At 49.2% G+C, this 21445-nt stretch carries 18 protein-coding genes and 2 pseudogenes; 4 read left to right on the top strand and 16 right to left on the bottom strand.

Features of this window, described 5'->3' with window-relative positions; genetic code table 11:
- Window positions 1-146: 146 nt before the first annotated feature.
- Complete coding sequence (locus FD23_RS04805; RefSeq protein WP_025895628.1) at window positions 147-1148, bottom strand: D-2-hydroxyacid dehydrogenase; 1002 nt, start codon at window positions 1146-1148, stop codon at window positions 147-149.
- Between the two features lie 289 nt (window positions 1149-1437).
- On the bottom strand, window positions 1438-2835 hold the full coding sequence (locus FD23_RS04800) for an FAD-binding oxidoreductase (RefSeq protein WP_052933512.1): 1398 nt from the start codon (window positions 2833-2835) through the stop codon (window positions 1438-1440).
- A 188-nt stretch (window positions 2836-3023) separates the two neighbouring features.
- Here FD23_RS04800 and FD23_RS04795 point away from each other — a divergent pair, with 188 nt between their 5' ends.
- The gene (locus tag FD23_RS04795; protein ID WP_025895629.1) at window positions 3024-3455 is read left to right on the top strand and encodes a peptide deformylase; all 432 of its coding nucleotides are present in this window, start codon (window positions 3024-3026) and stop codon (window positions 3453-3455) included.
- A gap of 43 nt (window positions 3456-3498) precedes the next feature.
- Here FD23_RS04795 and FD23_RS04790 read toward each other — a convergent pair whose 3' ends face one another.
- From FD23_RS04790 to FD23_RS04740, 10 genes and pseudogenes are all read right to left on the bottom strand, one after another.
- Window positions 3499-4380: a MetQ/NlpA family ABC transporter substrate-binding protein gene (locus FD23_RS04790; protein ID WP_052933513.1), complete on the bottom strand. Its 882-nt coding sequence runs from the start codon at window positions 4378-4380 to the stop codon at window positions 3499-3501.
- A 25-nt stretch (window positions 4381-4405) separates the two neighbouring features.
- Complete coding sequence (locus FD23_RS04785; protein ID WP_002879583.1) at window positions 4406-4885, bottom strand: S-ribosylhomocysteine lyase; 480 nt, start codon at window positions 4883-4885, stop codon at window positions 4406-4408.
- 586 nt (window positions 4886-5471) lie between these two features.
- Window positions 5472-7067, bottom strand: a complete 1596-nt coding sequence (locus tag FD23_RS04775; protein ID WP_025895630.1) for an acyl-CoA dehydrogenase family protein — start codon at window positions 7065-7067, stop codon at window positions 5472-5474.
- A 162-nt stretch (window positions 7068-7229) separates the two neighbouring features.
- Complete coding sequence (locus tag FD23_RS04770) at window positions 7230-8807, bottom strand: ATP-binding cassette domain-containing protein (RefSeq protein WP_025895631.1); 1578 nt, start codon at window positions 8805-8807, stop codon at window positions 7230-7232.
- Complete coding sequence (locus FD23_RS04765; RefSeq protein ID WP_025895632.1) at window positions 8804-10366, bottom strand: ATP-binding cassette domain-containing protein; 1563 nt, start codon at window positions 10364-10366, stop codon at window positions 8804-8806. Before FD23_RS04765 ends, FD23_RS04770 begins: the two co-directional genes overlap by 4 nt.
- Window positions 10353-10955 carry a hypothetical protein gene (locus tag FD23_RS04760; protein ID WP_134791460.1) on the bottom strand — a complete coding sequence of 201 codons (603 nt, stop codon included), beginning with the start codon at window positions 10953-10955 and terminating at the stop codon, window positions 10353-10355. Before FD23_RS04760 ends, FD23_RS04765 begins: the two co-directional genes overlap by 14 nt.
- Before the next feature lie 141 nt (window positions 10956-11096).
- The gene (locus tag FD23_RS04755) at window positions 11097-11522 is read right to left on the bottom strand and encodes a hypothetical protein (protein WP_052933514.1); all 426 of its coding nucleotides are present in this window, start codon (window positions 11520-11522) and stop codon (window positions 11097-11099) included.
- Window positions 11523-11703: 181 nt separating this feature from the next.
- Window positions 11704-13611: pseudogene (locus FD23_RS04750) on the bottom strand (endonuclease MutS2).
- Window positions 13612-13691: 80 nt separating this feature from the next.
- Window positions 13692-14393, bottom strand: coding sequence for a hypothetical protein (locus FD23_RS04745; RefSeq protein WP_025895635.1), 702 nt, complete (start codon window positions 14391-14393; stop codon window positions 13692-13694).
- Between the two features lie 238 nt (window positions 14394-14631).
- Window positions 14632-15540, bottom strand: a complete 909-nt coding sequence (locus FD23_RS04740; RefSeq protein WP_025895636.1) for a LysR family transcriptional regulator — start codon at window positions 15538-15540, stop codon at window positions 14632-14634.
- Window positions 15541-15675: 135 nt separating this feature from the next.
- Between FD23_RS04740 and FD23_RS04735 the strand changes: the two genes are divergently transcribed.
- Together FD23_RS04735 and FD23_RS04730 are read left to right on the top strand one after the other, a co-directional pair.
- Complete coding sequence (locus FD23_RS04735; protein WP_025895637.1) at window positions 15676-16800, top strand: 5-methyltetrahydropteroyltriglutamate--homocysteine S-methyltransferase; 1125 nt, start codon at window positions 15676-15678, stop codon at window positions 16798-16800.
- A gap of 166 nt (window positions 16801-16966) precedes the next feature.
- The gene (locus FD23_RS04730) at window positions 16967-17905 is read left to right on the top strand and encodes an ROK family glucokinase (RefSeq protein WP_025895638.1); all 939 of its coding nucleotides are present in this window, start codon (window positions 16967-16969) and stop codon (window positions 17903-17905) included.
- A gap of 51 nt (window positions 17906-17956) precedes the next feature.
- Here FD23_RS04730 and FD23_RS04725 read toward each other — a convergent pair whose 3' ends face one another.
- The 3 genes from FD23_RS04725 to FD23_RS09895 all read right to left on the bottom strand — a co-directional run bounded on the left by FD23_RS04725 (window position 17957) and on the right by FD23_RS09895 (window position 19967).
- Window positions 17957-18880, bottom strand: a complete 924-nt coding sequence (locus FD23_RS04725; protein ID WP_052933515.1) for an L-lactate dehydrogenase — start codon at window positions 18878-18880, stop codon at window positions 17957-17959.
- Between the two features lie 691 nt (window positions 18881-19571).
- Window positions 19572-19697 carry a hypothetical protein gene (locus tag FD23_RS10895; RefSeq protein ID WP_257786475.1) on the bottom strand — a complete coding sequence of 42 codons (126 nt, stop codon included), beginning with the start codon at window positions 19695-19697 and terminating at the stop codon, window positions 19572-19574.
- A 117-nt stretch (window positions 19698-19814) separates the two neighbouring features.
- Window positions 19815-19967, bottom strand: coding sequence for a hypothetical protein (locus FD23_RS09895; RefSeq protein ID WP_230844773.1), 153 nt, complete (start codon window positions 19965-19967; stop codon window positions 19815-19817).
- Here FD23_RS09895 and FD23_RS04720 point away from each other — a divergent pair.
- Window positions 19957-20172: pseudogene (locus tag FD23_RS04720) on the top strand (FAD-binding dehydrogenase); the annotation flags it as partial. The gene FD23_RS09895 and the pseudogene FD23_RS04720 overlap by 11 nt on opposite strands.
- 143 nt (window positions 20173-20315) lie before the next feature.
- On the opposite strand, the gene FD23_RS04715 reads toward FD23_RS04720, so the two are convergent.
- Window positions 20316-21236, bottom strand: coding sequence for a LysR family transcriptional regulator (locus FD23_RS04715; RefSeq protein ID WP_025895640.1), 921 nt, complete (start codon window positions 21234-21236; stop codon window positions 20316-20318).
- Window positions 21237-21445 lie beyond the last annotated feature (209 nt).

Genomic DNA, 21445 nt, shown 5'->3' with positions numbered 1-21445 from the left:
TGTCGTTATTAACATTGTAAGGGACAACCCTTCTTTTTTGTTGCCTATTTTCTATTTACACAAGAATTTATACTGAACCAGTTTAATTTTACAATCGGCGTAAGAAAATCTGTAAGTTTTAAAAAAGGGATTTTTAAGCGGCTAGATTAGCCAATCTTAACTGGAGTTTCAGCTTCCTTGCCTTCAACCAATTCAAGGTTGTTGTCGAAGGCCTTAATTACCATGTTGCGAACAGCGTGAGTAGTGTAGAAAGCAGTGTGTGGAGTTACCAGAACGTTTGGACGAGCGATCAAGTCAGCTAAACGTGCGTCTGGGAATTCCTTGCCTTCCCAGTCTTCGTTGAAGACGCCAACTTCACCTTCGTAAACGTCCATTGCGTAACCGAAGATCTTGCCTGAGTCCAAACCGCGGATAACCGCGTCAGTGTCAACCAATGGACCACGTGATACGTTAACGATAACTACGTCTTGCTTCATTTTAGCGATTGACTTGTCGTTGATCATGTGAACGTTAGCTGGAACGTCAGGAACGTGCAGGGAAATAACGTCAGCTTGCTTGTACAGGTCGTCAAGTGAGTCTACGTAGTAGCCCTTCTTTTCCAATTCTGGGTTGCGGAAGATGTCGTAAGCGATAACCTTAGCGCCGAAGCCTTCCATGATTTGCATGAAGACTTGACCGATGTGGCCAGTACCTACAACACCAACAACTTGGTCGCGAACTTCACGGCCGATAGTTGGTGCCCAACGCAAGTCGTGACGGGCAACCTTTTCGTCCATAGCCTTGTCTTGACGCAGGATGCGGGCAGCTTGGATAGCAGCATGTTCTGCGATGGCGTTTGGTGAGTAAACTGGAACGTTGGTGATTTGGAAGCCAAGTTCCTTAGCCTTAGCCATGTCGATGTTGTCAACACCAACGTTACGCAGGCTCATCTTAGTGATGCCGTTGTCTGCCAAAGCTTGCAGAGTTTCAGCGGTGTAGTCAAGTTGTTGGTAAACAACAACACCGTCAGCACCCTTTGCCAAAGCAGCAGTTTCTGGGGTCAAAAGCTTGTCAGTGTATTCAACTTCGACGTCCTTGTGAGCGTCTTCCCATTCCTTCAAGAATGGCTTTTCATCTTCACGAATTGCGTAAGCAAAAATTTTAGTCATAATTGTCCCTCCGTTATTCTTGCTCTTACATTGATAATAGTAACACAAAAAGGTGAAAGATAACACTAAAAACCAGTCACGTGAACAATATAATTTGGATGAAAGCGCTAAACATCAATATGGACAAGATGCTTTTTGAAGTGAAAAAAATATCTTTCACAAAGTTGAAAATGTTTTGACTGCAGCTAGTTTATAGTAACGGAGTTTTTAAGCAAAAAGCGGCATAATATCCTCTCTTACAAGAATGTTATGCCACTTTTCTTCTATGTTATTTGCTGATTGCTGCCGCTTAATCGATCTTTCGCTTTGGATTGAGCAGGTTCATTGGGTCAAACAAGCTCTTGATCTGGTGTTGGATCCAGTCAACGTCTTCACCCAATTCAACATTGTTCCACTGGTTCTTCAACATCCCTACGGCATGTTCGCCAGAGATGGTTCCACACAGTTCTAAGGCCTTGGTAAACATTTCGTGCAAGACGATATTGACACTTTCAGGCATTTCCTTGGCATCCTTGGACCAGGTAACGGTTGGGTGTAGGTTGCCGTCGCCAGCATGTCCGGCGGTGAAGATTTCCAGTTCCGGGTACTTGTCGCTCAAAGCCTGGATCGTGTCAACCAACTCAGCCATGCGTGAAGTTGGCACGGACATGTCTTCCATAACTGCGCTGCGACCAGTGAAGATGGCTGGTAACATGTCCTGGCGGACGCTGATAATCTTGTCTTGCTCAGCTGGGTCAGTAGCCAGCTGGACGTCGGTCACATGATACTTGTCCATAATGTTCTTGACGATCTGTTTGCCTTCATCAGAAATGGAATCGACGCGGAAAATTAAAGCTGCGCCGCGGCCGGCCATCTCCTTGTCATCACGGAATTCGCTGACTGCCTGCAGGGTGTGGGAATCCATGGCTTCTAACATGGCAGGGTAGATCCCTGACATCCGCAGATCTTTGGTGGCTTCAGCCAAAGTGTGCATATCCTTGAAGTAGGCCAAGCCCATCAAGGATTCGCCCAAAGGCAGCGGCAGCAACTTGACCGTAATTTCTACGATCGTACCCAGCGTCCCTTCTGAGCCGACAAACAATTGAGTTAAGTTGTAGCCAAAGGCTTGCTTGCTGGTTTTGCCGCCCAGGTCAAGGAGGCGACCATCAGCTAGGACGACCTTCAAGCCCAGGACGTTGTCGCGGGTTGATCCGTAGCGAACGCCACTCAAGCCGCCGGCGTTGGTCGCGACGTTGCCGCCGATGCCTGACATTTTCTTTGAAGCTGGATCTGGAGCGTAGAAGAGCCCTTGCTTTCTCGCGGCTTGGTCAAGGTCATTGTTGATGACGCCTGGCTGAACGACGGCATAGGCATCCTCAGCGTTCAATTCCAGAATCTTGTTCATCTTGGCGGTTGAAAGAATGATGGCGTGGTCAACAGCATCAGCGCCAACAACGGTGCTGGTGAAGCGGTTCTGGGAAACAACTGGCAGGTGGAAGCGGCGGGCAGCCCGCATGACTCCCTGGACGTCAGCGATTGAGCCTGCTTCGACCAGGGCTAGAGCCAGGCCGTGCTGGCCAGGCAGGTTTTGGCTATAGGATGCGGTTTGTAAGCTGTCTTTATCAGTTTTGACGATCCCATCTTTTACTTGTTCCTGCAAAAAATCAATTATTTCGTCTGTGTTGTAGGCTGAAAAATTCAATCCCATGGTAAATTCTCCTTTTAAGCAATAGTGATTTTCACGGGCACGAATGAGTGTTTTGTTATTTTTACTAACAATTAGTAAGTAAGCTTAGTATACACCAATGCTCAGCAATTGTAAATAAATAGTTTTTTGTTCCAAAATATCTTTAACCTGGTAAACTTTAGGTAAAAAGCAAAATCGAGGAAACGATAATGACAGTACAAAAAATCATCCACGATCCCCTCAATTTAAGCCAGCCGGCAGCTAAAGCGGCGGCCAGTGACCGGCAAGCGGCCCAGGACCTGCTGGACACCCTGCTGGCCCACCGGGAAAGCATTGACGGCCTGCCGCCCGCCGCTGGCCTGGCCGCCAACATGATTGGGGTAAACAAGGCGATTATCGCGGTCAACGCCGGCTTTTTACCTATAGTTATGCTCAACCCCAAGATCGTTAAAAGATCCAGTCACTACCTGGCAGAAGAAGGCTGCCTGTCTTTGCCTGGAGAGCGGCCGGCTGACCGCTATGAAGAGATTACGGTCAAGTACCAGGACATGGATTTAAAAGAGCATGAGCAGGCCTTTACGGGCTTTGTGGCGGAAACTATCCAGCATGAGGTCGACCACTGCAAGGGTAGATTAATTTAATAAGGTAGGAAAGCAAAAAGCTGGGCCAAACGGCTCAGCTTTTTTAATCGGTCAGGTAGGAGACCGGTTTGTTGACTTCGACTTTGGTGCCGGAGTATTTCTTGGCGATCCACTTCTGGATCTGCTTGTTATGGTAGAGCTTGCCCAGCTTCTTGTAAGCGGCATTGTTCTTGTTCTTCTTGGCAGTGGCCAGGACGTTGATGTTGTTCTTGGTGCTCTGGTCGATCTTTTCGTGGTAAAGAGAGTCCTTCAGCACGTTCAAGTTGCCGGCCAGAGCGATGGTGTTGCCGATGAGGACGGCGTCGACGGACTTGATAATCCGCGGGCCGGTGGTGTCATCGATCAGCTTGAACTTGAACTTCTTCGTGTTGGAAACAATGTCGTTGGTGTTGCCGCTGGCTGAGTCGAAGTTCTTCTTCAGCTTGATCAGGCCGGCGCTTTGCAAAAGCAGGAGCCCTCTGGCTTCGTTGGCGGCATTGTTGGCCAGGGCGATGGTGGCGCCTTTAGGCAGGTCGGAGAGCTTCTTGTACTTGGATGAGTAGATCCCCATTGGTTCCAGGTAGGTCGTGGCCAGGGCTACTTGCTGGCCGGTGTTGCTCTTGGACTTGTTGTAGGCTTCCAGGTAGGCCCAGGAAGCGAATGCACTGACGTTGATGCTGCCGTCGGAGGTTGCCCGCAGGAGGCTTGGCCCGTCGGTAAAAGCCTTCACCTTGATCTTGAGGCCCAGCTTTTTGGCCTGGCTGCTCTTGGCGATGTGCTGCCAGACTTGGACATCGGGGCCGATAGAGCCGACAGTGACGGTAGTCCTCTGGCTCTTGGCCGTTTGCCGGGAAGAAGTCAGGCGCAGGGCGAAGAAGGCGGCAATGATGACGACGAGGGCGATGGCGGCGGCGATGAGCCGTTGCTGCTTTTTCTTTCTTCTCATGATTTTTGCTCCTAAAAGTTAAAAACTAGTCTTCAACCACGTGGCGGTCAAATGGGTCGTCGCTGATGCCCTTCTTCAAGATGTCGTTGCACCATTCCTGGGCGCTGAAGAGGGAGTGGTCGCGGTAGTTGCCGCAGCTTTCGATGGTGGTACCAGGCACGTCTTCCCAAGTGATGTCGTCTCTGATGGCCTTGAGGGAGTCGCGCAGGGCCTTGGCTACTTCAGTGGTGCTGTGTTCACCCCAGGTAATCAAGTGGAAACCAGTCCGGCAGCCGAATGGGGAGCAGTCGATGACGCCGTCTAAGCGGTCGCGCAGGAGGCTGGCCAGGAGGTGTTCAATGGTGTGCAGGCCGCCAGTTGGGATGGCGTTTTCGTTAGGCTGCACCAGGCGGAGGTCGAAGTTGGAGATCTTGTCGCCCTTAGGGCCTTCTTCAACGGTGATTAGGCGGACGTAAGGTGCCTTAACTTTAGTGTGGTCCAATTCAAAACTTTCTACTTTAGCCATGATAATTACTCTCCTTATTTCTAAAATACTGCTTAACTAAATTACTTGAAAAAACGTGACAGAAAAAGTCCCTGAACGAAAATGCTTTCGCTCAGGGACGTATTAGCGTGTTACCACCCATCTTCACGGCCAAAAGAGGCCGCCTTTAAGTACGCTCCACCTGGGCGGAGTTATACTCGGGCGCGGTATCGGGCGCCTCCCGCGGGAAGCTTGCCGGAGCTCACCTCCCGTATGACTCAAAGACCATGTTCGCCGGGGCCTCTTCAGCGCTTTTCAGCCACCGCGCCTCTCTGAAAGAAGATTTGACCAGCTACTTATCTTTTCCTTGTCAACGTGTTTTCATTTTTTAATTATAATATAATAACAATAGCCACTTGTCAACCTTTCGTGGAAAAAAATATCCAAACCGGATAATTGTCCTGGCCGTGGTCCTGCTTGGCTTCTTCCTCGCGCTTGATCTTGAGGATTAAGGGGGTCAGTTTGATTACTAGGAACTTGGCAAAGTAGTAGGCAATCACGAAGAAGATGAAGTAAAGAAAAAACCGCCAGCCGCGGTTAAATACCAGCGGCTGGCGGTTATTAATTTTTAGCCCAAACGGTTGAGCAGTTCCTTCAAGAAGTCGTAAGTGCTGCCGACGTAGCGGTAGTCTGAACCTTCGAAGACGATAGCGTTCGGGTTGGTGTTGACGGAGATGATGTTTTCAGCATGGTCAACAGTAAAGGTGTATTGCGGCGCGCCGGCAATCCCCAGGTTGATCAAAACTTGCGGCTTGATCTTATGGCCGTTGACGCCGAGCTGCTGGCCACGGTTGAAGTCTGAGCCGACCATTGGTCTGGTAACCCCGATTTCAGCACCCAGCTTTTCAGCTACTTGCTTGGCCAGAGCGATAGTTTCCGGCTGGTTGGCACCGCGGCCCAGAGCCAGAACGATCTTGGCCTTTGGCAGGCCGGCTGCTTGTGATGGGCTGCTTACCGCGTCAACCGCGCCGGCTGGAGTCTTGGCTGCTTCCAAAAGCGGCAGGATTTGGTCAAGGTCAGTCAAGTCAGCCTGCTTTCTTGCCACTTCCTGGCTTGGTACATTAGCCATTTCAGCGTTGCTGATTTCCGTGTACATCTTTTCGATCGTGCCTTCAGCGATTTCCATGGCTCTGGCGTCTCTTACCAGGTGTTCTGGAGAAAATTCAGCGCTGTAGCCGTAGCCGCCCATGATCTGCAGGGTCAAGTCACAGGATTCAACCGCTGCCTTGCTGCCGAAGCACTTAGCCATAGCTGATTGTTCCATGTATGGCAGGCCGGCATCCTTGCGGCGGGCAGCTTCCTCGTAAACCAAACGGGTCAGTTCCTTGTTGGTCGCAATCTTGCTGATCTTGTATTGGGTAACTTGCATGTCCTTGAGCAGGGTATTACCTGACTTGCGCTTAGCCGCGTAGTTTTTGGCAATATCAAGGGCGTGTTCCTGGATCCCGGTCAAAACGGCCCCCATCAAGTAGCGGGCATCATCGTGGGCGTTGTTGGCAATTTCCAAACCTTGCCCCCGCTTGCCCAGCATGTTTTCCGGACCAACTTCGATCTGGTTCATGACAACTTCACCGCAAGGAATCCCCCGCAGGCCGATGAACTTTTCAACATAGCCGAAGGAGAAGCCTGGCATCCCCTTGTCCACGATAAAGACAGAGTATTCGTCAGGACCAGTCTTCACGTTGACTGAGTAAACTTGAGCCAGGGTCCCGTTGGTAATCATGACCTTGTCGCCGTTGATGATCCAGCGGCCGTCCTTTTCAACAGCGTAGGACTGGTGCTTGCTTGGGTCTGAGCCGCCTTCCGGTTCAGTGTTGGAGAAGCCGAGGATGGCTTGGGCACCCCAGGCAAAGTAGCGCTTCTTAGCGGCGTCAGTGCCGTACTTAGCCAGCTGGTCACAGCTCTTGTAGTGGCCTTCCAGCATTACGCCGACACTGGCGTTGGCCTTGGCCAGGATGTTGATGATCTTGCCGGCGGTTTGAGCGGAAACGTCCAGTCCGCCATATTCCTTAGGGATTTTTGCCCGCAAAAGGCCCAGGTCAACGATCTTCTGGAAAAGGCCGTTTGGCAGCTTGGCCTGGCGGTCGATCTGCAGGTCAAAAGGCGCTACGTCCTTGTCTGCCAATTGCTGAACGGCTTGCAAAAGTTTGGTTTCATTAGTCATGCTAGTATCCTTATCATTCTTTTATCATATAGAGAAGCAACGTTTTTTATTTCGTACAGCCGAAATAAAGAAAACGCTTTTATAGTTAATATACTATCACGAACTAGTAGTAATGTGCAATAGGGGGAATAAAAAAGGCTCACTTGCGTGAACCTTTATAGTTTAATCAAGTTGAATTTCGCGGTCAAAAAGCTGGCGGCTATCCGCGGTCAGATTATGGGCGACAAACATGATCGTTTTATCCGTCTTGAGCAAGCGGGCAATAATCTCCCGCGTGGCGGCCTGGTCAATGGCACTGGTTCCTTCATCGATCAAAAGCAGCTGGCTGTGGTAAAGATAGCTGCGGGCCAGAACGATTTTTTGCCGCTGACCGCCAGAGATATTGCTGTCTTCTACGGCAACCCTTGTATCAAGCCCAGCCGGCCACAGGCGCAGGTCCTCACTTAAGTTCACCTGGTCTGCTGTTTGGCGGAGCAAGTCTTGATCGTTTAAAGCCGGATTGAACATGGTCATGTTTTCAGCAACGCTGCCGGGGAAAAGCTGGGGATCTTGGGGGAGATAGCCGATTTGACTCAAGTTGGGCTGAATGACCTGTCCCTTCTGGTCCAGATAGTGAATTTCTCCACTGGCTGCCTTGACTTCACCCAAGAGCAGCTTGAAAAAAGTACTTTTCCCCCGGCCGCTGGCGCCGGTCAGCAGAACTTTTTCTCCGGGCTGCAGCTTGATGGCCGGGTAAGCCAGGCTGAGGCCGTTAAATTCAACGGTTAAAGGACTGCTGGCAAAAGCCGCTGGCGCTTGGCCAGCCTCTTTTTGCTCCGGGACGGCTTCTCTTTGCTTAAGCAGGTCTTGCCGCAGCTGGCGGCTGCCGGAAATTTCGCCTAAGTAGTCAGCCGCGTTTTGCAGATTGCCAAAAAAGTCACTGTTAAAAGAAGCGATGCTGCTGAGCAGGCCAAAAGCCGTCCAGTGTCGGATGACCAGAAAGGCAGTCAAGAGCAGGATCAGGCTGCTGCCAAGAGAATATGCCAGCTGATTGAGGTAATCCAAGCGAGCAGAGACGGCGCTTTTGTGCACATGGGCATCTTCCAGTTCTTTGGCGGCCAGGCCGGCTTTTTCCTTAAACCAGGCCAAGGACAGGCAGCGGTGCAAGTCGCCAAGGCCGAGCAGCCAGTCGCCAAGAACCTTGAGATAGGCCTGGTTCTGCGTGGCCAGTCTTTGATTGGCGTGGTTGAGCTGGCGGTCCAGCAGGCGGGGAAGGGAGATCTGCACCAAGGCAAAGATGAGGCAGGCGATGAAGAGGCTCCAGTGAAAACTGAGCAGGGCACCGCCAGAAGCCAGGACAGTCATGCCGGCCTTAAAGCTGCTGTAAATATTGCGCAGGTAGCTGACAGTCAGCAAGTCCCCTTCCTTAAGCAGCTGGTTTTGCGCCTGGGCTGGATCGTGTGCTTGGCCATCATTGAATATATGCAGGGCAAGCTCTTGCCGGATCTGCTGCAGGTAGCTTTGGATCAGCTGTTCCAGGGACAGGTTGCCATAGTAGGTGAGCAGGGCACTGAAGACCAGGCAGGCCAGCTGCAAGGCCAGCATTTGGGCAAAAAGCACGGGCTGCCGGTTTCTTAAAGCATTGAATTCCAAAGTTAAGGCGTAAGAAGACCCGACCAGCAGCAAGGAACTTAAAGCCGAGGCCAAGAAGAGCAGGCTGCTTTTGACTGGCTTGCGGAGGTAAAATTCTTTAAAAGTCATACATGCTCCCTCTTAGCTAAGCTGATTTCCCGGTCAAAGCGGGCTTTTTGTTCAGGGCTTAAATTGTGGGCAACGAAAATGACGGTTGCTGGCAATTGACAAAGGGTCCGCAAGATCTGATCCTGGCCGGCCCGGTCAACCGCGCTCAGTGACTCATCCAGCAAAAGCAGGGGAAAGCCATGGCTTAAAGTCCGGGCAAGAGCCAGTTTTTGCTTTTGACCGCCGGACAGAGTCAAATCGTCTGGGGTAATCTGGCGCTGGGGATCAAGCTGGAGGCCGACTGTTTTCAGGTAATCTTTTGGATCAGCACTTAGGCCAGGGGTATGCATGGTCACGTTTTCCGCCAAAGTCGCGGGGAACAGGACCAGGTCCTGGGCCTGGTAGCCGATTGAGTAAGGGTCCGGCTGGAAAGCCTGGCCAGCAGCGTCTTTAAAGATGATCTGGCCTTTTTCAGATTGTAAATTGCCTAAAAGCAGTTTTAAAAGGGTGCTTTTACCGCTGCCGCTGTCGCCAGTGATAAGGATTTTTTCACCAGCATGGATGGTCAAATCGGGGTAGGACAAAAGCTGCTTGCCGTGGGTCAGGGAGACTTGTTTGATCTCGATTTGGGCCATCCGGTTGACCGGCTGCAGATTGTCATTTTTCTTGCTTTCCTGCAGGCGGCTAAGCTGCTGGCGCAGGCTTTTGGTCGAATTTAGATAAGAATAGCTGCCGGCGATGTTTTCCAGGACGGAAAAAATACTGCTGGCGAAATAACCAGACGTGATAACGCCACCTAAGGACATTTGTCCTTTAAAGAAGAGGAAGCCGGCGATGAGGGGGATGCTGACTGTGCCTAAGGCGTTGCTAAGGCTTTGCAGGCACTGGATCTGGCTGTTGATCTTGCGGCGGCTGACTTGCCGGTCGGCCAGCTCTTGGCCGGACTTAAGCAGGGCTTTTTGATAAGGGCCTTTGGCAAAGTAACGGCGAAGTTCTGCCAGGCCGGCAGTCCATTGGGCGATAGTCGCTAAAAAGTGCTGACTAGCGGCAGACAATTGATCGGTGGCCTGGTTGCTGTATTTTTCCAGTAAGCGGGCAATCGCGAAGGAAGTCACGGTAGTTAAGAGGCTGGCCAGGAGCAGGAGCCAGTGAAAAGACAAGAGGCTGGCGGCAACCATAAGCGCGTTGATAACGTCACAGATCAAGTAAAAGAGAACAGTAGCGTAATCGTAAGTCAAAGTGTCAAGGTCTTGGCTAAAATGGTTGGTCATCTCGGAGAGGCCGGCAGGCTGTTGGTAATAGTGGTCAGCCAGTCTGTCTCTGACGCCGTGCAGATACTGCTGGGTCTGCTTGCTGAAGAGGTAGTTGGCCCCGTTGAAAGCAAAGTTTAGGACTAAGGCCAGGGCAAACTGAATCAGAAGCAGGCTGCAAAAAATGTTAAAACGGCCGGCGGAAACTTGGTTGACCATTGGCGAGAACAGGTAAGTTGAAGCAACGTCGATGACCTGGGTCATGACCAGCAGGGCAAAGATAATGGCGAAGCGGCCCCGGTTGCTGTTGATTAGTTTACGTAAAGTCATGGGCAAAAATCGTGTAGTCTTTTTCTCCTAAAGGATCTTGCGATATGAGTTGCATAACGGTTTCGGCCTCTTTTTTTAGACCTAGTTTTGCTAGAGAGGCTGCTAAGATTTGTTTCATTCTTTTTATACCTAGAACATCGCCCAACTGGCGGTATTCTGATAGAGCATCAATGCTTCCAGATATGGCAAGTGAGAAATCTTCGATCTTGTAGTCGATATAAGCAGCTGTAGCAAGTTCTTCAGCTAAATACTCACTGTTATACGCGGAAGTCAGTTTGATGCTGTTTTTTATGAGTTTTTTGGCAAGATCATAGTTTTGCAACTCCAGTTCCAATTGAACTTGATTAATTGAAATTTGACTATAGTAACGAACAAGCTCAGAAATCAATGTAGTGTTGGCAGCATCGCTTGTTGTAATACAGCTGTTTAGAATTGTACTGGCACTAAGCAGCAGGAGACGGGCGTCTTGCAGATGCTGATAGTGATTATCGGTGGTAGAAATTAGAGCTAGCGCAAGTAAGTTGTCAATAAGAACTAAAGATTCCTCGGTTTGATCTTGAAGAATCATTTTAGAGGTCAAGACTGACATCGTCTTATAAAAATCCTCAGTATTATTAGTACGTTTTAGTTTTAAGACGCACAAGCGATGAAGTATCAGTCTTTGAATTTCAGGGTCCTCTGCTTTATCTAAAGCTAAGTTAAAAATTATTTCTGCTAAGCTTGCATCTCTCTAAATACCGCAAAGCGTAGCGAGTTTTACCAAATCGGCTGGGGAATCTATCTGACATAATTCATCTTGCCGGATTGTGACCACGGAGTGACAAGACGAATAGTAGCCGAGGATCATTACGATAGAGTCAATCCAAGTTGCCAGGTCGGAGATGTCAATTGTCATGAGCTGGGCTACGATCTCTTCTTCGGTTGGTAAAGTTATCCCAAGCTTTTTACTGACTTGTTCAATAAAGTAGAATTGTGATGTCGATTTGCGCAGTCCGAAGTCTGTTAAGAACTCAGGTGCTTTTATACTTCTGCTGTGAGCGGGTTTGTTTTGTAAAACTGTTTCTTTTGCGTATTGTATTCTTTCAAACAAAACAGGAGATTCTTGCCATGAAGAATCTCCTGACTTGAAAGAACTTAAAAATGATTCAAATTTCATGCTCTTCCCTTAGTAATTACATTGTGATTCCATGAAAGCACGATATCTGAAAAATAAGAAATCGTGTTGTTGTCTAAATCTTCAATCATTTTCTCCAAATCCATTGTTATCACTTCCTTATCATTTATTAGTAATTTTAGTCTAATTCTATTACTTAGTCAACTGGTATAAGCAGAAAACATTAACTATTTTTACTGCTATTACTTTTCACTTCTTGCTCATACTTTACTAATTTCTTATAAGCTTTTTTGCTCCCGCGGTTCAAGTCCTTGTTAAATTTATATTCTTGCCAGTCGCTTATAAAGAGCAGGTCCAGGTTATAGCCCTCTGGATAAAGGTCGGCAGCTTTTCGCCGTAATTTTAACCGTTTAACGGGAACGACAGAAAATTGTTTGTTGACGAAAATTTTTGCCAAGGTTTGGTTTGCTTCTAAGGCGTAGAAAATACCCTCTCTTTCCAGATTGCCCGCGTAGACCACGTCTCCTTTGCAAAAATGTGTTTTGACTATTTTGCTAGTAGCTTTTTCTTTCAAAACGACTGTACTGCTGCTGAGTGGCAATTGACCGGCTAAAACTTTTTGCGCCTGGTCGATAATTTCTTTTGGCATCCCTACTTTTTGAGCAATCCAAAAAGCCCGGCTCTGACCGACTTGGTCTAAGAGCAGACGGTAGGTTGGGGTGAGGGTGTCGGCATTGAAGTCCATTGACGCGGTCCGGTAATTAGGATGCTTAACAGCATAATCTTTAATTCTGCTGTAGTGGGTCGTGGCTAAAACCAAGCAGCCCTTAAGTTGCAGGGCTTGCAAGACGGAAATAGCAATAGCAGCTCCTTCATCGGGGTCAGTGCCACTACCCAGTTCATCGAGCAAAACTAGACTGCGGCTTTGAGCGTGAGTGACAATTTTGGCAATATTGGTCATTTCTGCTGAGAAGGTCGACAGGGAGTTATCTAGGTCCTGTTGGTCACCAATTTGGCTGAAAATCTGCTGGCTGACAGGGATATCACAGATTTCCCGGCTGGGCAGAAAAAGCCCAATCTCTGTCATCATGATAGCCAGGCCGCAGTTTTTTAAAGTGGCTGTTTTGCCACCGGCATTTGGTCCAGTAATGATCAAGCCACGAACTGGTGGCTTGATTTCCAGGTCAAGTGGAACGGGATTTCTAAGCAGGGGATGCCGCATCCCCCGTAAAAGCAGCTGATTTGTCTGATTTAATCTGGCCCGCTTGCCATTCAGCTCCCGGCTATATTGCGCCCGGGCCATAATTTGATCAATTGCCGCGACGACATCAATGTTACGTAATAGGCCGGGGCTTTCTTCATAGACGGCAGCGGTCAGCTGTCCGAGGATCATCGCTTCAATAGCTTCAATTTGTCCCTTGACAGCAATCTTTTCGCTGCTCAGCTGGTCCAGTTTGCGTGGAAGAATGAAGGCCGTCTGTCCATTGGCTGGATAAGCGATGATTCGTCCAGCGATTGCCTTTTTAAAGCTGCTTTTGACGGGCAGAGTCAAGTGGCCATCTTTTTCTACCAGTCGCTGTTCTTGCAAGCTTTGGCTGACATTCTTGCTTTGCAGCAGCTTACCAGCCGTATCTTTTATTTCCTGGCTTAGTTCCTGTTCTTGCCGCCGCAGCCGCCTTAAGTCGCGGTCAGCGCTGTCGGCAACTTGACCATGTTCTATTGACTGATAAATCTATTCAACCAGTTTTGGAAAAAGCTGGAGTTCTTCACCATAGGAATTAAGGATTGGAACCAGATCTTTTTCTCTGTACAAAAAGCGTTGCAGCAATTCACAGACCCGGAGATAATCAGCAACTTTTTCTAAATCATCTGCTGATAGAAGGAGCCCCTTCTGAGCGCGATTGATCAATGGCAAAAGGGAATCTGAAGAAACAAACGGCAGCTGCAAGCTCCGCTCTAAGAGCCGCGTACCTTCTTCTGTTTCATCGAGCAAGTGGGTAACAGCTGCCGGTTTGGTCAATGGCTGGGCCTGCAGAAGCAAGTTTCTGTCTTCGGGGGACTTGTCGTAAGACGCTACTTGGGTAAGGACTTGTGCAAATTGTAATTGGCTGTTTTCAAAAATTTCAGTCATCTAATTTTCCTTTAATCTGATATGTGCAAAAAAGCGGTCTCCAACTAAGTTGGAGACCGGTTGATAATATTCTGCTTTAATTAAGCGAAGTTTTCCTGCAGGTCCTTCACGCCGGCTTCTGACAGGGTGGTGTAGATTGAATACTTAACGCCCTTGAAGGTTTCCAGGCTAAGTTCGACGCTCTTTTCACCATTGCTGCCATCGCTGACTGCCACGCCCAAAAGCTTGTAGGCAGTTGAAGTCGGGTCTGGTGAGAAGTACAGGCGCTTCTTGCCGTCAATTACTGACTTTTCAGTGTAGAAGTAAACCTTGGCCGGGAAGGACTTGACTGCCAGGTTGAGGTCACTGGAGTCAACCTTGTTCAAGGTCAGCAATTCGTAGTGCTGAGCCAGGTGACCGCCAACGCTTTGGAAGACAGCCAGGAACTTTTCGGTTGCTTCAGGGTCAACTTCACCAAAGTCGATGTTGTCGTTTTCTTGTACCAATGACAAGATCAACAAGTGCTTAGTATCCTTGTCGTAGTATACGCTGAAGTTTTCAACGCCACCTGGCCAAGGAGCCTTGCCCTTTTCATATTGGGTAAAGTAGACGCTTGAGTCGTTCTTGACAACCAGCTTGCTTGCGCCATCAACGGTCTCCAGAATGGTGATCGGCATTGGCGGAACATTGCTGTCCTTTTGACGCTGTGCCCACAGCTGGGATTGCTTCTTCTTTTCATTGCGGGAGTTGATGTAAGTACCGACGCCGATGATGATGACCAATAATAAAAGTATCCAACCCATAGTTGTCTAAACCTCCAGTATAGGCATTTCTTCCGAGCTGAAAAAATGCTTGATTAATGCTAAGTTAAAATTTATCTGGTTCAAAGCTAAGCGCTAAGCCCGTTTATATCTTTTAATTTTACTACAAAATAGCTGTTTGGCAAACCTTGTATAGACCGCAAAGTTATTAAAATTAAGCGGAGACGGGGTTTTTAAGAAAAAAGCAGCTGATCCTTATTAGAAATAAATTAAGTTAGCGCTAGGCATTCTTTTCAATGCTTTCCCTTAAGTAGCCCAGGTACTTTTGCCCAATGGAAGAAAGCTGGTGCAGGCGGTTGGTCAGGTAGCCGATTTCAATGTATTCGTCGCTGATCAAAGGCCGGGCGATGATGTCGTCCCCGTTTAAGTCAGCGTTGATGATCCCTGAAGAGATGGTATAGCCGTTTAAGCCGATTGCCAGGTTAAACAGGGTAGCCCGGTCACTGACAATAATGGATTTTGGGGAATGCTGGTCAGCCAGGGTTTCTTCCCAGTAATAGAAGGAATTGTGCTGGCCCTGGTCGTAGCTGAGCTTGGGGTAGGGCAAGAGGTCTGCTAAGGAGATAGATTTTTTGCCGGCTAGGGGATGGTTTCTGTATAAAAAGACGTGGGGGTGGGCCTTAAAGAGGGGCATAAAGCTGAGTTCCTTTTCCTGGAAGCTGTTTTCCATGACCTGGCGGTTGTAGCGGCTGAGGTAGACAATGCCGATCTCGCTGTGGAGGTTGGCCACGTCTTCGATGACTTCATAGGTCCGCATCTCTTTGAGGCTGGCTTGGTAGTCGCTCTGGCCGATTTCTTTTAACAGCTGGACGAAGGCGTCAACGGCGAAAGCATAGTGCTGGGCCGCCACGGAAAAAATCTTCGGCGCGCTGGACTGGTCGCCATAGCGGCGCTCCAAGAGCTGGACCTGGTCCAGGATCTGCTGGGCGTATTGCATGAACTCCCGGCCATCTTCGGTTAAGCTAACCCCTTTTTTGCCCCGGACTAAGATGGTGATCCCCATTTCTTTTTCCAGCTGCTTGATGGCGCTGGACAGGGTGGGCTGGGCGATGAAAAGTTCTTTGGCTGCCTCGGTCATGTTGCCGAGGGCGACGACTTTTTGCAGATAGAACAGTTGCTGGATGCGCATGCTTGAACCTCCATAGTTTAAATCTATCGATACACGATAAAAATAGTTATTTTCAATCATAACGAGATCTGGCTATAATAACAAGCATTAAGAGCAAATTAAAAATACGATTTAAAAACTTCGGAGGTAATTCAGATGTCATTTCCACGTTACGATATTGTCGGCAGTTTCTTGCGTCCAGCAGCATTAAAGGAAGCCCGGGAAAAATTTGTCCGCGGCGAAATCAGCCAGGCTGAGCTTACTGCCGTAGAAGATCAGGAAATCAAGGACCTGGTGCAAAAAGAAGTCGCTGCCGGCTTAAAGGTAGTTTCTGATGGGGAATTCCGCCGCAGCTATTGGCACTTGGATACTTTCTGGGGCTTTGGCGGGGTAGAACATGTACGGGCTGAGCATGGCTACTTCTTCCATGATGAAGAAACCCGCCCAGACGCGGCCAAGTTGGTTGGCAAATTGACTTATGAATCCGGCCACCCGGACGTGGCAGCTTTCGACTTCCTCAAGCCTTTGGCGGATGCAGCTGGTGTTGAAGCCCGGCAGAGTATCCCTGCCCCGGCTCAGCTCTACTGTGAATTGATTTGCCGCAACGATGAATTGATCGCGGCTACTGATGCCGTTTACCCAGACCGGGCAGAACTGGCTAAGGACGTTTCCAAGGTCTACCGGGAGTTGATTTTGGACTTGTACAAGCACGGTGCCCGCGACATCAAGCTGGACGACTGTACTTGGGGCGTTTTGGTCAACGACAGCTTCTGGCATGCTTTTGACGAAGGACACCTTAAGCGCGAAGAAATCCTGCAGCTTTACAAGGAAATCAATGAAAATGCCTTGGTTAACCTGCCAGAAGACTTGCGGATCACGACCCACATCTGCCGGGGCAACTATTACTCAACTTGGGCTTCAGAAGGCGGCTACGGCCCAGCTGCTCCTTACGTCTTCAAGGAAAAAGGGGTGGAGGCCTTCTACCTGGAATTTGACGATGACCGGTCAGGCGACTTCGCTCCTTTAGCTGAAGTGCCAGCCGACAAGGTAGTTGTTTTGGGCCTGGTAACCAGCAAGAGGCCGGAATTGGAAGACCCAGAAGCTTTGAAGGCCCGGATCAAGGAAGCCGGCCAGTACCGCCCATTGGCTACTACCGCTCTCAGCACTCAATGCGGCTTTGCCTCAACTGAAGAAGGCAACCACTTGACTGACGAAGAACAATGGGCCAAGATCAAGCTGGTCATCGACACGGCTAAGGAAGTTTGGCCAGACGCTGAATAATCAATAGGGAGGCCTCCTTGCGTGGGGCATCTTTTTGATATTTGGAAAAAATGTCACAAGTCTGATAAATTTCTCAAAAAGTCAGCCGAAGCGCTTTCGCAAAGCCAAATTCTTCTTTATAATAGGACTAGCAAAAAGAGAACATTGAAGAAATGAGGCAACTACTTTGAAGAAATATGCATTTGGTGTTGACATTGGTGGTACCACTGTAAAGATTGGTTTGTTTGAAACCAACGGTGAATTGTCCCAAAAGTGGGAAATCCCAACTAGAAAAGAAAGCAACGGGTCCAAGATCCTGCCTGACATTGCTGCTTCTCTGAACGACAAGCTGAAGGAACTGGACATTCCTAAGGAAGAAGTAGCCGGGATCGGCATCGATGTGCCAGGTCCAATCCTGGACGACGAAATCGTCAACCGCTGCGTCAACCTGGGCTGGGGCGTCTTCAACGTGGCTGAAAAGGTCCGCAAGCTGACTGGCCTGGACGAAGTCAAGGTAGCCAACGACGCCAACGCGGCTGCTTTGGGTGAAATGTGGCAAGGCGGTGGTGAAAGCCACCAAAACGTTGTCATGGTTACCCTGGGTACCGGTGTCGGCGGCGGGATCATCTCTGAAGGAAAGATCGTCGCTGGTGCCTTTGGGGCTGCCGGGGAAATCGGCCACATGCTGGTCAACAAGGATGAAACCCAGCTCTGCGGCTGCGGCAAGAAGGGCCACCTGGAACAATACGCTTCCGCTACTGGCATTGACCGCAAGGCCAAAGAACTTCTGGCTGAAAGCAGCGAAGAATCAAGCCTGCGCGGGGTAGACCAGCTTGACGCCAAGGCCGTCTTTGACGCGGCTAAGGAAGGCGACAAGCTGGCTTTGGAAATCGTGGACTTTGTCGGCGAAACTTTGGGCACTGCCCTGGCTTCCATCTCCTGCGTCTTTGACCCAGAAGTCTACGTTATCGGCGGCGGGGTCTCCAAGGCTGGCCAAATCTTGCTTGACACTGTGCAAAAGCACTTCGTTGACGCGGCCTTCCACGCTTCTGAAGGTACTGAATTCGCCCTGGCCCAACTGGGCAACGATGCCGGTATGTACGGCTCCGTTAAGATGGTTCTGTAATTTTGAATATAGAATAAGCACCAGACTTTTAAAGTCTGGTGCTTATTTTGTTTATTCTAAAGAGTCCAGGGTTGCCTTCATCGTCGCGGCTGAGGCCTGCATTTTGGCCAATTCGCTGTTATTTAACGGCAATTCCAGCACGTGGCTGATTCCTTGCCCGTTGATGATGGCCAGGGTGCCCAGATAGATCTCATCCTTGATCCCGTATTCGCCGTGCAATGGCGCGGAAAGAGGCAGGGCCAGGTCGTTGTTTTCCAAAATGGCCGCCACGATCTTGGCCAGCATCATGGCCACGCCATAGTAGGTCGCGCCCTTTTTGCCGATGATCTCGCCGCCCTTTTCCCGGACGTGGGCTTCAATCTCATCCAAGGTTTCTTTAGTCATGCCCGGATAGTCAAGCAAGGGCTTGCCGTTGACCACGGCACTTGAGAAGTTCTCAAAGCTGCTGTCGCCATGTTCACCCAGAACCCAGGCGTTGACTGATTCAATTGGCACTTGCAGCCGCTTGGCCAGTTCTACCCGCAAACGAGCTGAGTCCAGGGAAGTCCCGGTCCCGATGACCCGCTTCTTTGGGAAGCCGGACAGCTTCTGGGTCAAAGTGGTCAAGATGTCAACCGGGTTGGCGGAAACGACGAAGATGCCGCTGAAGCCGGAAGCTACGACTGGATCAACGATGCTCCGCAAGATGGCTTCATTCTTCTTGATCAAGTCAAGCCGGCTTTCACCTGGCTTGCGGGGCACGCCGGCCGTAATAACTACCACGTCGGCGTCAGCCGCGTCGCTGTAGTCACCAGCGCTCAGCTTGGTCTGGCCCGTAAAGTAGGTCAGGTCTTCCAGGTCCAGGCAGTCGCCCGCGGCCCGGTCTTTATTCAAGTCGCAGATGACCAGTTCATCCACCCGCGTTGTTTGCAATAAATCGTTGGCAAAGTTGGAACCGACAGCACCGTCGCCAACCAGCAGGACTTTTCTGCTCATTATTTAATCCTCCTTCAAGGAAATTAGCTAACCATATTATAACTGAATTAGCTGGAAAATTTCCCGGAAAATAAAAAACGCGGCCCAGAGGACTGCGTTTCTTAGAAATGTGATGTGATGAAACTTAAGCTTGCTACGACAAAGTAGTTTGCTTGGCGGCGCCTGTTAGTGATAGGCGTAGAGGCGCCGCATGTGATGAGTAAGGAAAAATAAGTTTGTCTGTCTGTAAGAGACAGGAACCGAAAAATGTTGAAATACATATCTGAGTTCAGAGCCGGCCCTTGCCTATAAAAAACAAGTAACATAATAGAAAAGCAAAAGCATGGCAACTGGGCTGCTCATGAACCTGTTAAGAGCTACACCAACCGGTGGCATGCTCGGATCGCCACCTGTCAGTAGTACCGAAAATTATAACGACTGAAGGAGAAAAAATGAGAAAAATAACTAGCCGCATAACTTCCGAAGAATATAGTACTACGGTTTATGCTAATAATCAAAAAAATAGCTCACTTTTTTAATTATTAAAAAAGTGAGCTATTTGTAAGCGGTTGGAGAAAAATGAGAACTACAAAAAATTAAGCTTGTGACTTGGTTAACTTTCATAAAAGGGCAACTGCCAAAAGAAACACGGTTCCAACAGGACTGGAACCGTGGCATGGTATATATTTCAATGATTTTTGTCTTTTGCTGCTCAAGCTGCCTGCTTCTTGGCTTGGATTTCCTTGAGGCCGGGTGAAGTGATCATGACCAGGAAGCCGGAAGACATGGAGGCCAAAACCCACTTTTGGTTAGTGGACATTGAGCTGGTATTATCCATTATTAACTTGTACCTCCAAAATTAATGCTCACGGACATTACTTATTTTGTATCGGTAACAATTATTTGCGTTTTTCTTAAGATTGTTAAGGGCTCTTGCAAAACAATCGTTATTTAATTACTCAGCCCGGTCGCTGATGGCCCGTGGCAGGGTAATATTGTGGTGGAGATTATGCCAAAGATGCTGGTCAGCCAGGGCAATCATCGGCCCGTTGATCAGGAGGAAAAGGAGGGTGCCGATATTGACGGCATAGACTTTGCCCGTTGCCAACTTCTACGCTGTCGGCGAACTGGTTGGCGGGGCCAACGGCAAGGACTCAATGCCGTCAATGATGAACTCCTGGTCCTACGCTTCCGGTTTCGTGGCTGGTACGGCAGCTGCTGACAATGCCAACAACTACGCCGTTGACGTTGTTACCAGCGCCAGTCATGCTCCGGCTCCTAAGCCAGAAGCAACTTCCGGCGCCAGTCACTAACATTGCTAACAATTCACAAATTTTCTCCCGGGCACAAAATAAGCTATATGAAAATATACACTTTGCCCTTTTTGGCCGCGGGAACCTTCTTCCTTACAAAAACTTGCTAAAAAAGCCCAAGCTGATGCTTGGGCTTTTTCTTCTTAAACGAGCTTATGTTCGCTATTGTAATGCTTCCGGCAGTAGGATTTGATAAATTGTTCGAATCTGGTTACGGCCGGGGTCAGGAAGTGGTCGGACTTTTTCACGACAAAAATCGGGTGAACGCCGACATTTTCATCAATGTGCAAGAGCTTGACCGTCCGCGGGTCCAGCTGGGGTAGGTGGGGCACGATGGCTACCCCGTAGCCCCAGTGAACGAAGCCGATAATGGTATAGTCTTCCATGGACTCCATGATGATTTTCGGCTTGACGCCGGCTTCAGCGAACATCTTGTCCAGACGGGGGCGCAGGCCGCTGCTTTTGCTATAGTAGATCATCGGGTACTTGGCCAAATCAGCCAGGGAGACAGAGTCCTTTTGGGCTAAAGGATTGGAAAAGGGAACGACAGCCAGCATTTCCTGGTCAACCAGGTGGGAGATGTCGACCTTGTCTTCCAGGCCAGGCAGGTCAGGAGCTGGGGAGACGACCAAATCCAGGTCGTCATTGACCAGCTGGTCCACCAAATCGTCAGTGGTTCCCTGTACGAAGGAGAAAGTGATGTCTTTGGTGTCTTTTTCCTGCTTGAACTTGCAGATCAGCTGGGGAATCAGGTCCTGGCTCATGGTAAAGGTGAAGCCAACCCTGATATGGCCCCGGTTGACGTCCAGCAATTCAGCAATGTACTCGCTGCCCCGGTCCAGGTCGCTCAAGCCGCTCTTGACGTATTCCAGGTAGATCTTGCCATAGTTGGTCAAGCGGATGTTCCGGCCCTCTTTTTCAAACAGGGGTACGCCGAGCTCTTCCTCAATGCTGCTGATGGCGTAGGAGAGGGAAGGCTGGGAGATGCCCAGCTTTTCGGCCGTCTTGGCCATGTGTTCCGTTTTTGCCAGTTCGACGAAGAAACGTAAATGTCGAATGTTCATATTTGCCTCCAAATCATGCACAACAGGTTTCCATACCTACAGTGTACCGTTAATCTAAAATCAATAAAATGCTTTTATCAATAATTTTGCTTTGCCTTATTTATCACGAAGGGTGAAAACGATAAAATAATGGTTCAGTATAAAAACTTGTGTAAATGACTGAGAGACTTAGGAAGCTTTCCGCGATAGTTCCATTAACCGCAGGAAGA

This window comes from Lactobacillus delbrueckii subsp. delbrueckii DSM 20074 = JCM 1012 (assembly GCF_001433875.1).
GTDB lineage: Bacteria > Bacillota > Bacilli > Lactobacillales > Lactobacillaceae > Lactobacillus > Lactobacillus delbrueckii.
Note: the sequence above shows the minus strand (reverse complement) of the source record. Positions and strands in the feature narration are given on the sequence as shown.

What these genes read in the sequence shown, in the direction of transcription:
- FD23_RS04740 (WP_025895636.1), bottom strand. Translation starts at nt 15,540, where the DNA reads ATGCGCATCCAGCAACTGTTCTATCTGCAAAAAGTCGTCGCCCTCGGC.
- FD23_RS04795 (WP_025895629.1), top strand. Translation starts at nt 3,024, where the DNA reads ATGACAGTACAAAAAATCATCCACGATCCCCTCAATTTAAGCCAGCCG.
- FD23_RS04765 (WP_025895632.1), bottom strand. Translation starts at nt 10,366, where the DNA reads ATGACTTTACGTAAACTAATCAACAGCAACCGGGGCCGCTTCGCCATT.
- FD23_RS04715 (WP_025895640.1), bottom strand. Translation starts at nt 21,236, where the DNA reads ATGAACATTCGACATTTACGTTTCTTCGTCGAACTGGCAAAAACGGAA.
- FD23_RS04755 (WP_052933514.1), bottom strand. Translation starts at nt 11,522, where the DNA reads ATGAAATTTGAATCATTTTTAAGTTCTTTCAAGTCAGGAGATTCTTCA.
- FD23_RS04805 (WP_025895628.1), bottom strand. Translation starts at nt 1,148, where the DNA reads ATGACTAAAATTTTTGCTTACGCAATTCGTGAAGATGAAAAGCCATTC.
- FD23_RS04785 (WP_002879583.1), bottom strand. Translation starts at nt 4,885, where the DNA reads ATGGCTAAAGTAGAAAGTTTTGAATTGGACCACACTAAAGTTAAGGCA.
- FD23_RS04725 (WP_052933515.1), bottom strand. Translation starts at nt 18,880, where the DNA reads ATGAGCAGAAAAGTCCTGCTGGTTGGCGACGGTGCTGTCGGTTCCAAC.
- FD23_RS10895 (WP_257786475.1), bottom strand. Translation starts at nt 19,697, where the DNA reads ATGGATAATACCAGCTCAATGTCCACTAACCAAAAGTGGGTTTTGGCC.
- FD23_RS04790 (WP_052933513.1), bottom strand. Translation starts at nt 4,380, where the DNA reads ATGAGAAGAAAGAAAAAGCAGCAACGGCTCATCGCCGCCGCCATCGCC.
- FD23_RS04760 (WP_134791460.1), bottom strand. Translation starts at nt 10,955, where the DNA reads ATGTCAGTCTTGACCTCTAAAATGATTCTTCAAGATCAAACCGAGGAA.
- FD23_RS04800 (WP_052933512.1), bottom strand. Translation starts at nt 2,835, where the DNA reads ATGGGATTGAATTTTTCAGCCTACAACACAGACGAAATAATTGATTTT.
- FD23_RS04775 (WP_025895630.1), bottom strand. Translation starts at nt 7,067, where the DNA reads ATGACTAATGAAACCAAACTTTTGCAAGCCGTTCAGCAATTGGCAGAC.
- FD23_RS04735 (WP_025895637.1), top strand. Translation starts at nt 15,676, where the DNA reads ATGTCATTTCCACGTTACGATATTGTCGGCAGTTTCTTGCGTCCAGCA.
- FD23_RS04770 (WP_025895631.1), bottom strand. Translation starts at nt 8,807, where the DNA reads ATGACTTTTAAAGAATTTTACCTCCGCAAGCCAGTCAAAAGCAGCCTG.
- FD23_RS04745 (WP_025895635.1), bottom strand. Translation starts at nt 14,393, where the DNA reads ATGGGTTGGATACTTTTATTATTGGTCATCATCATCGGCGTCGGTACT.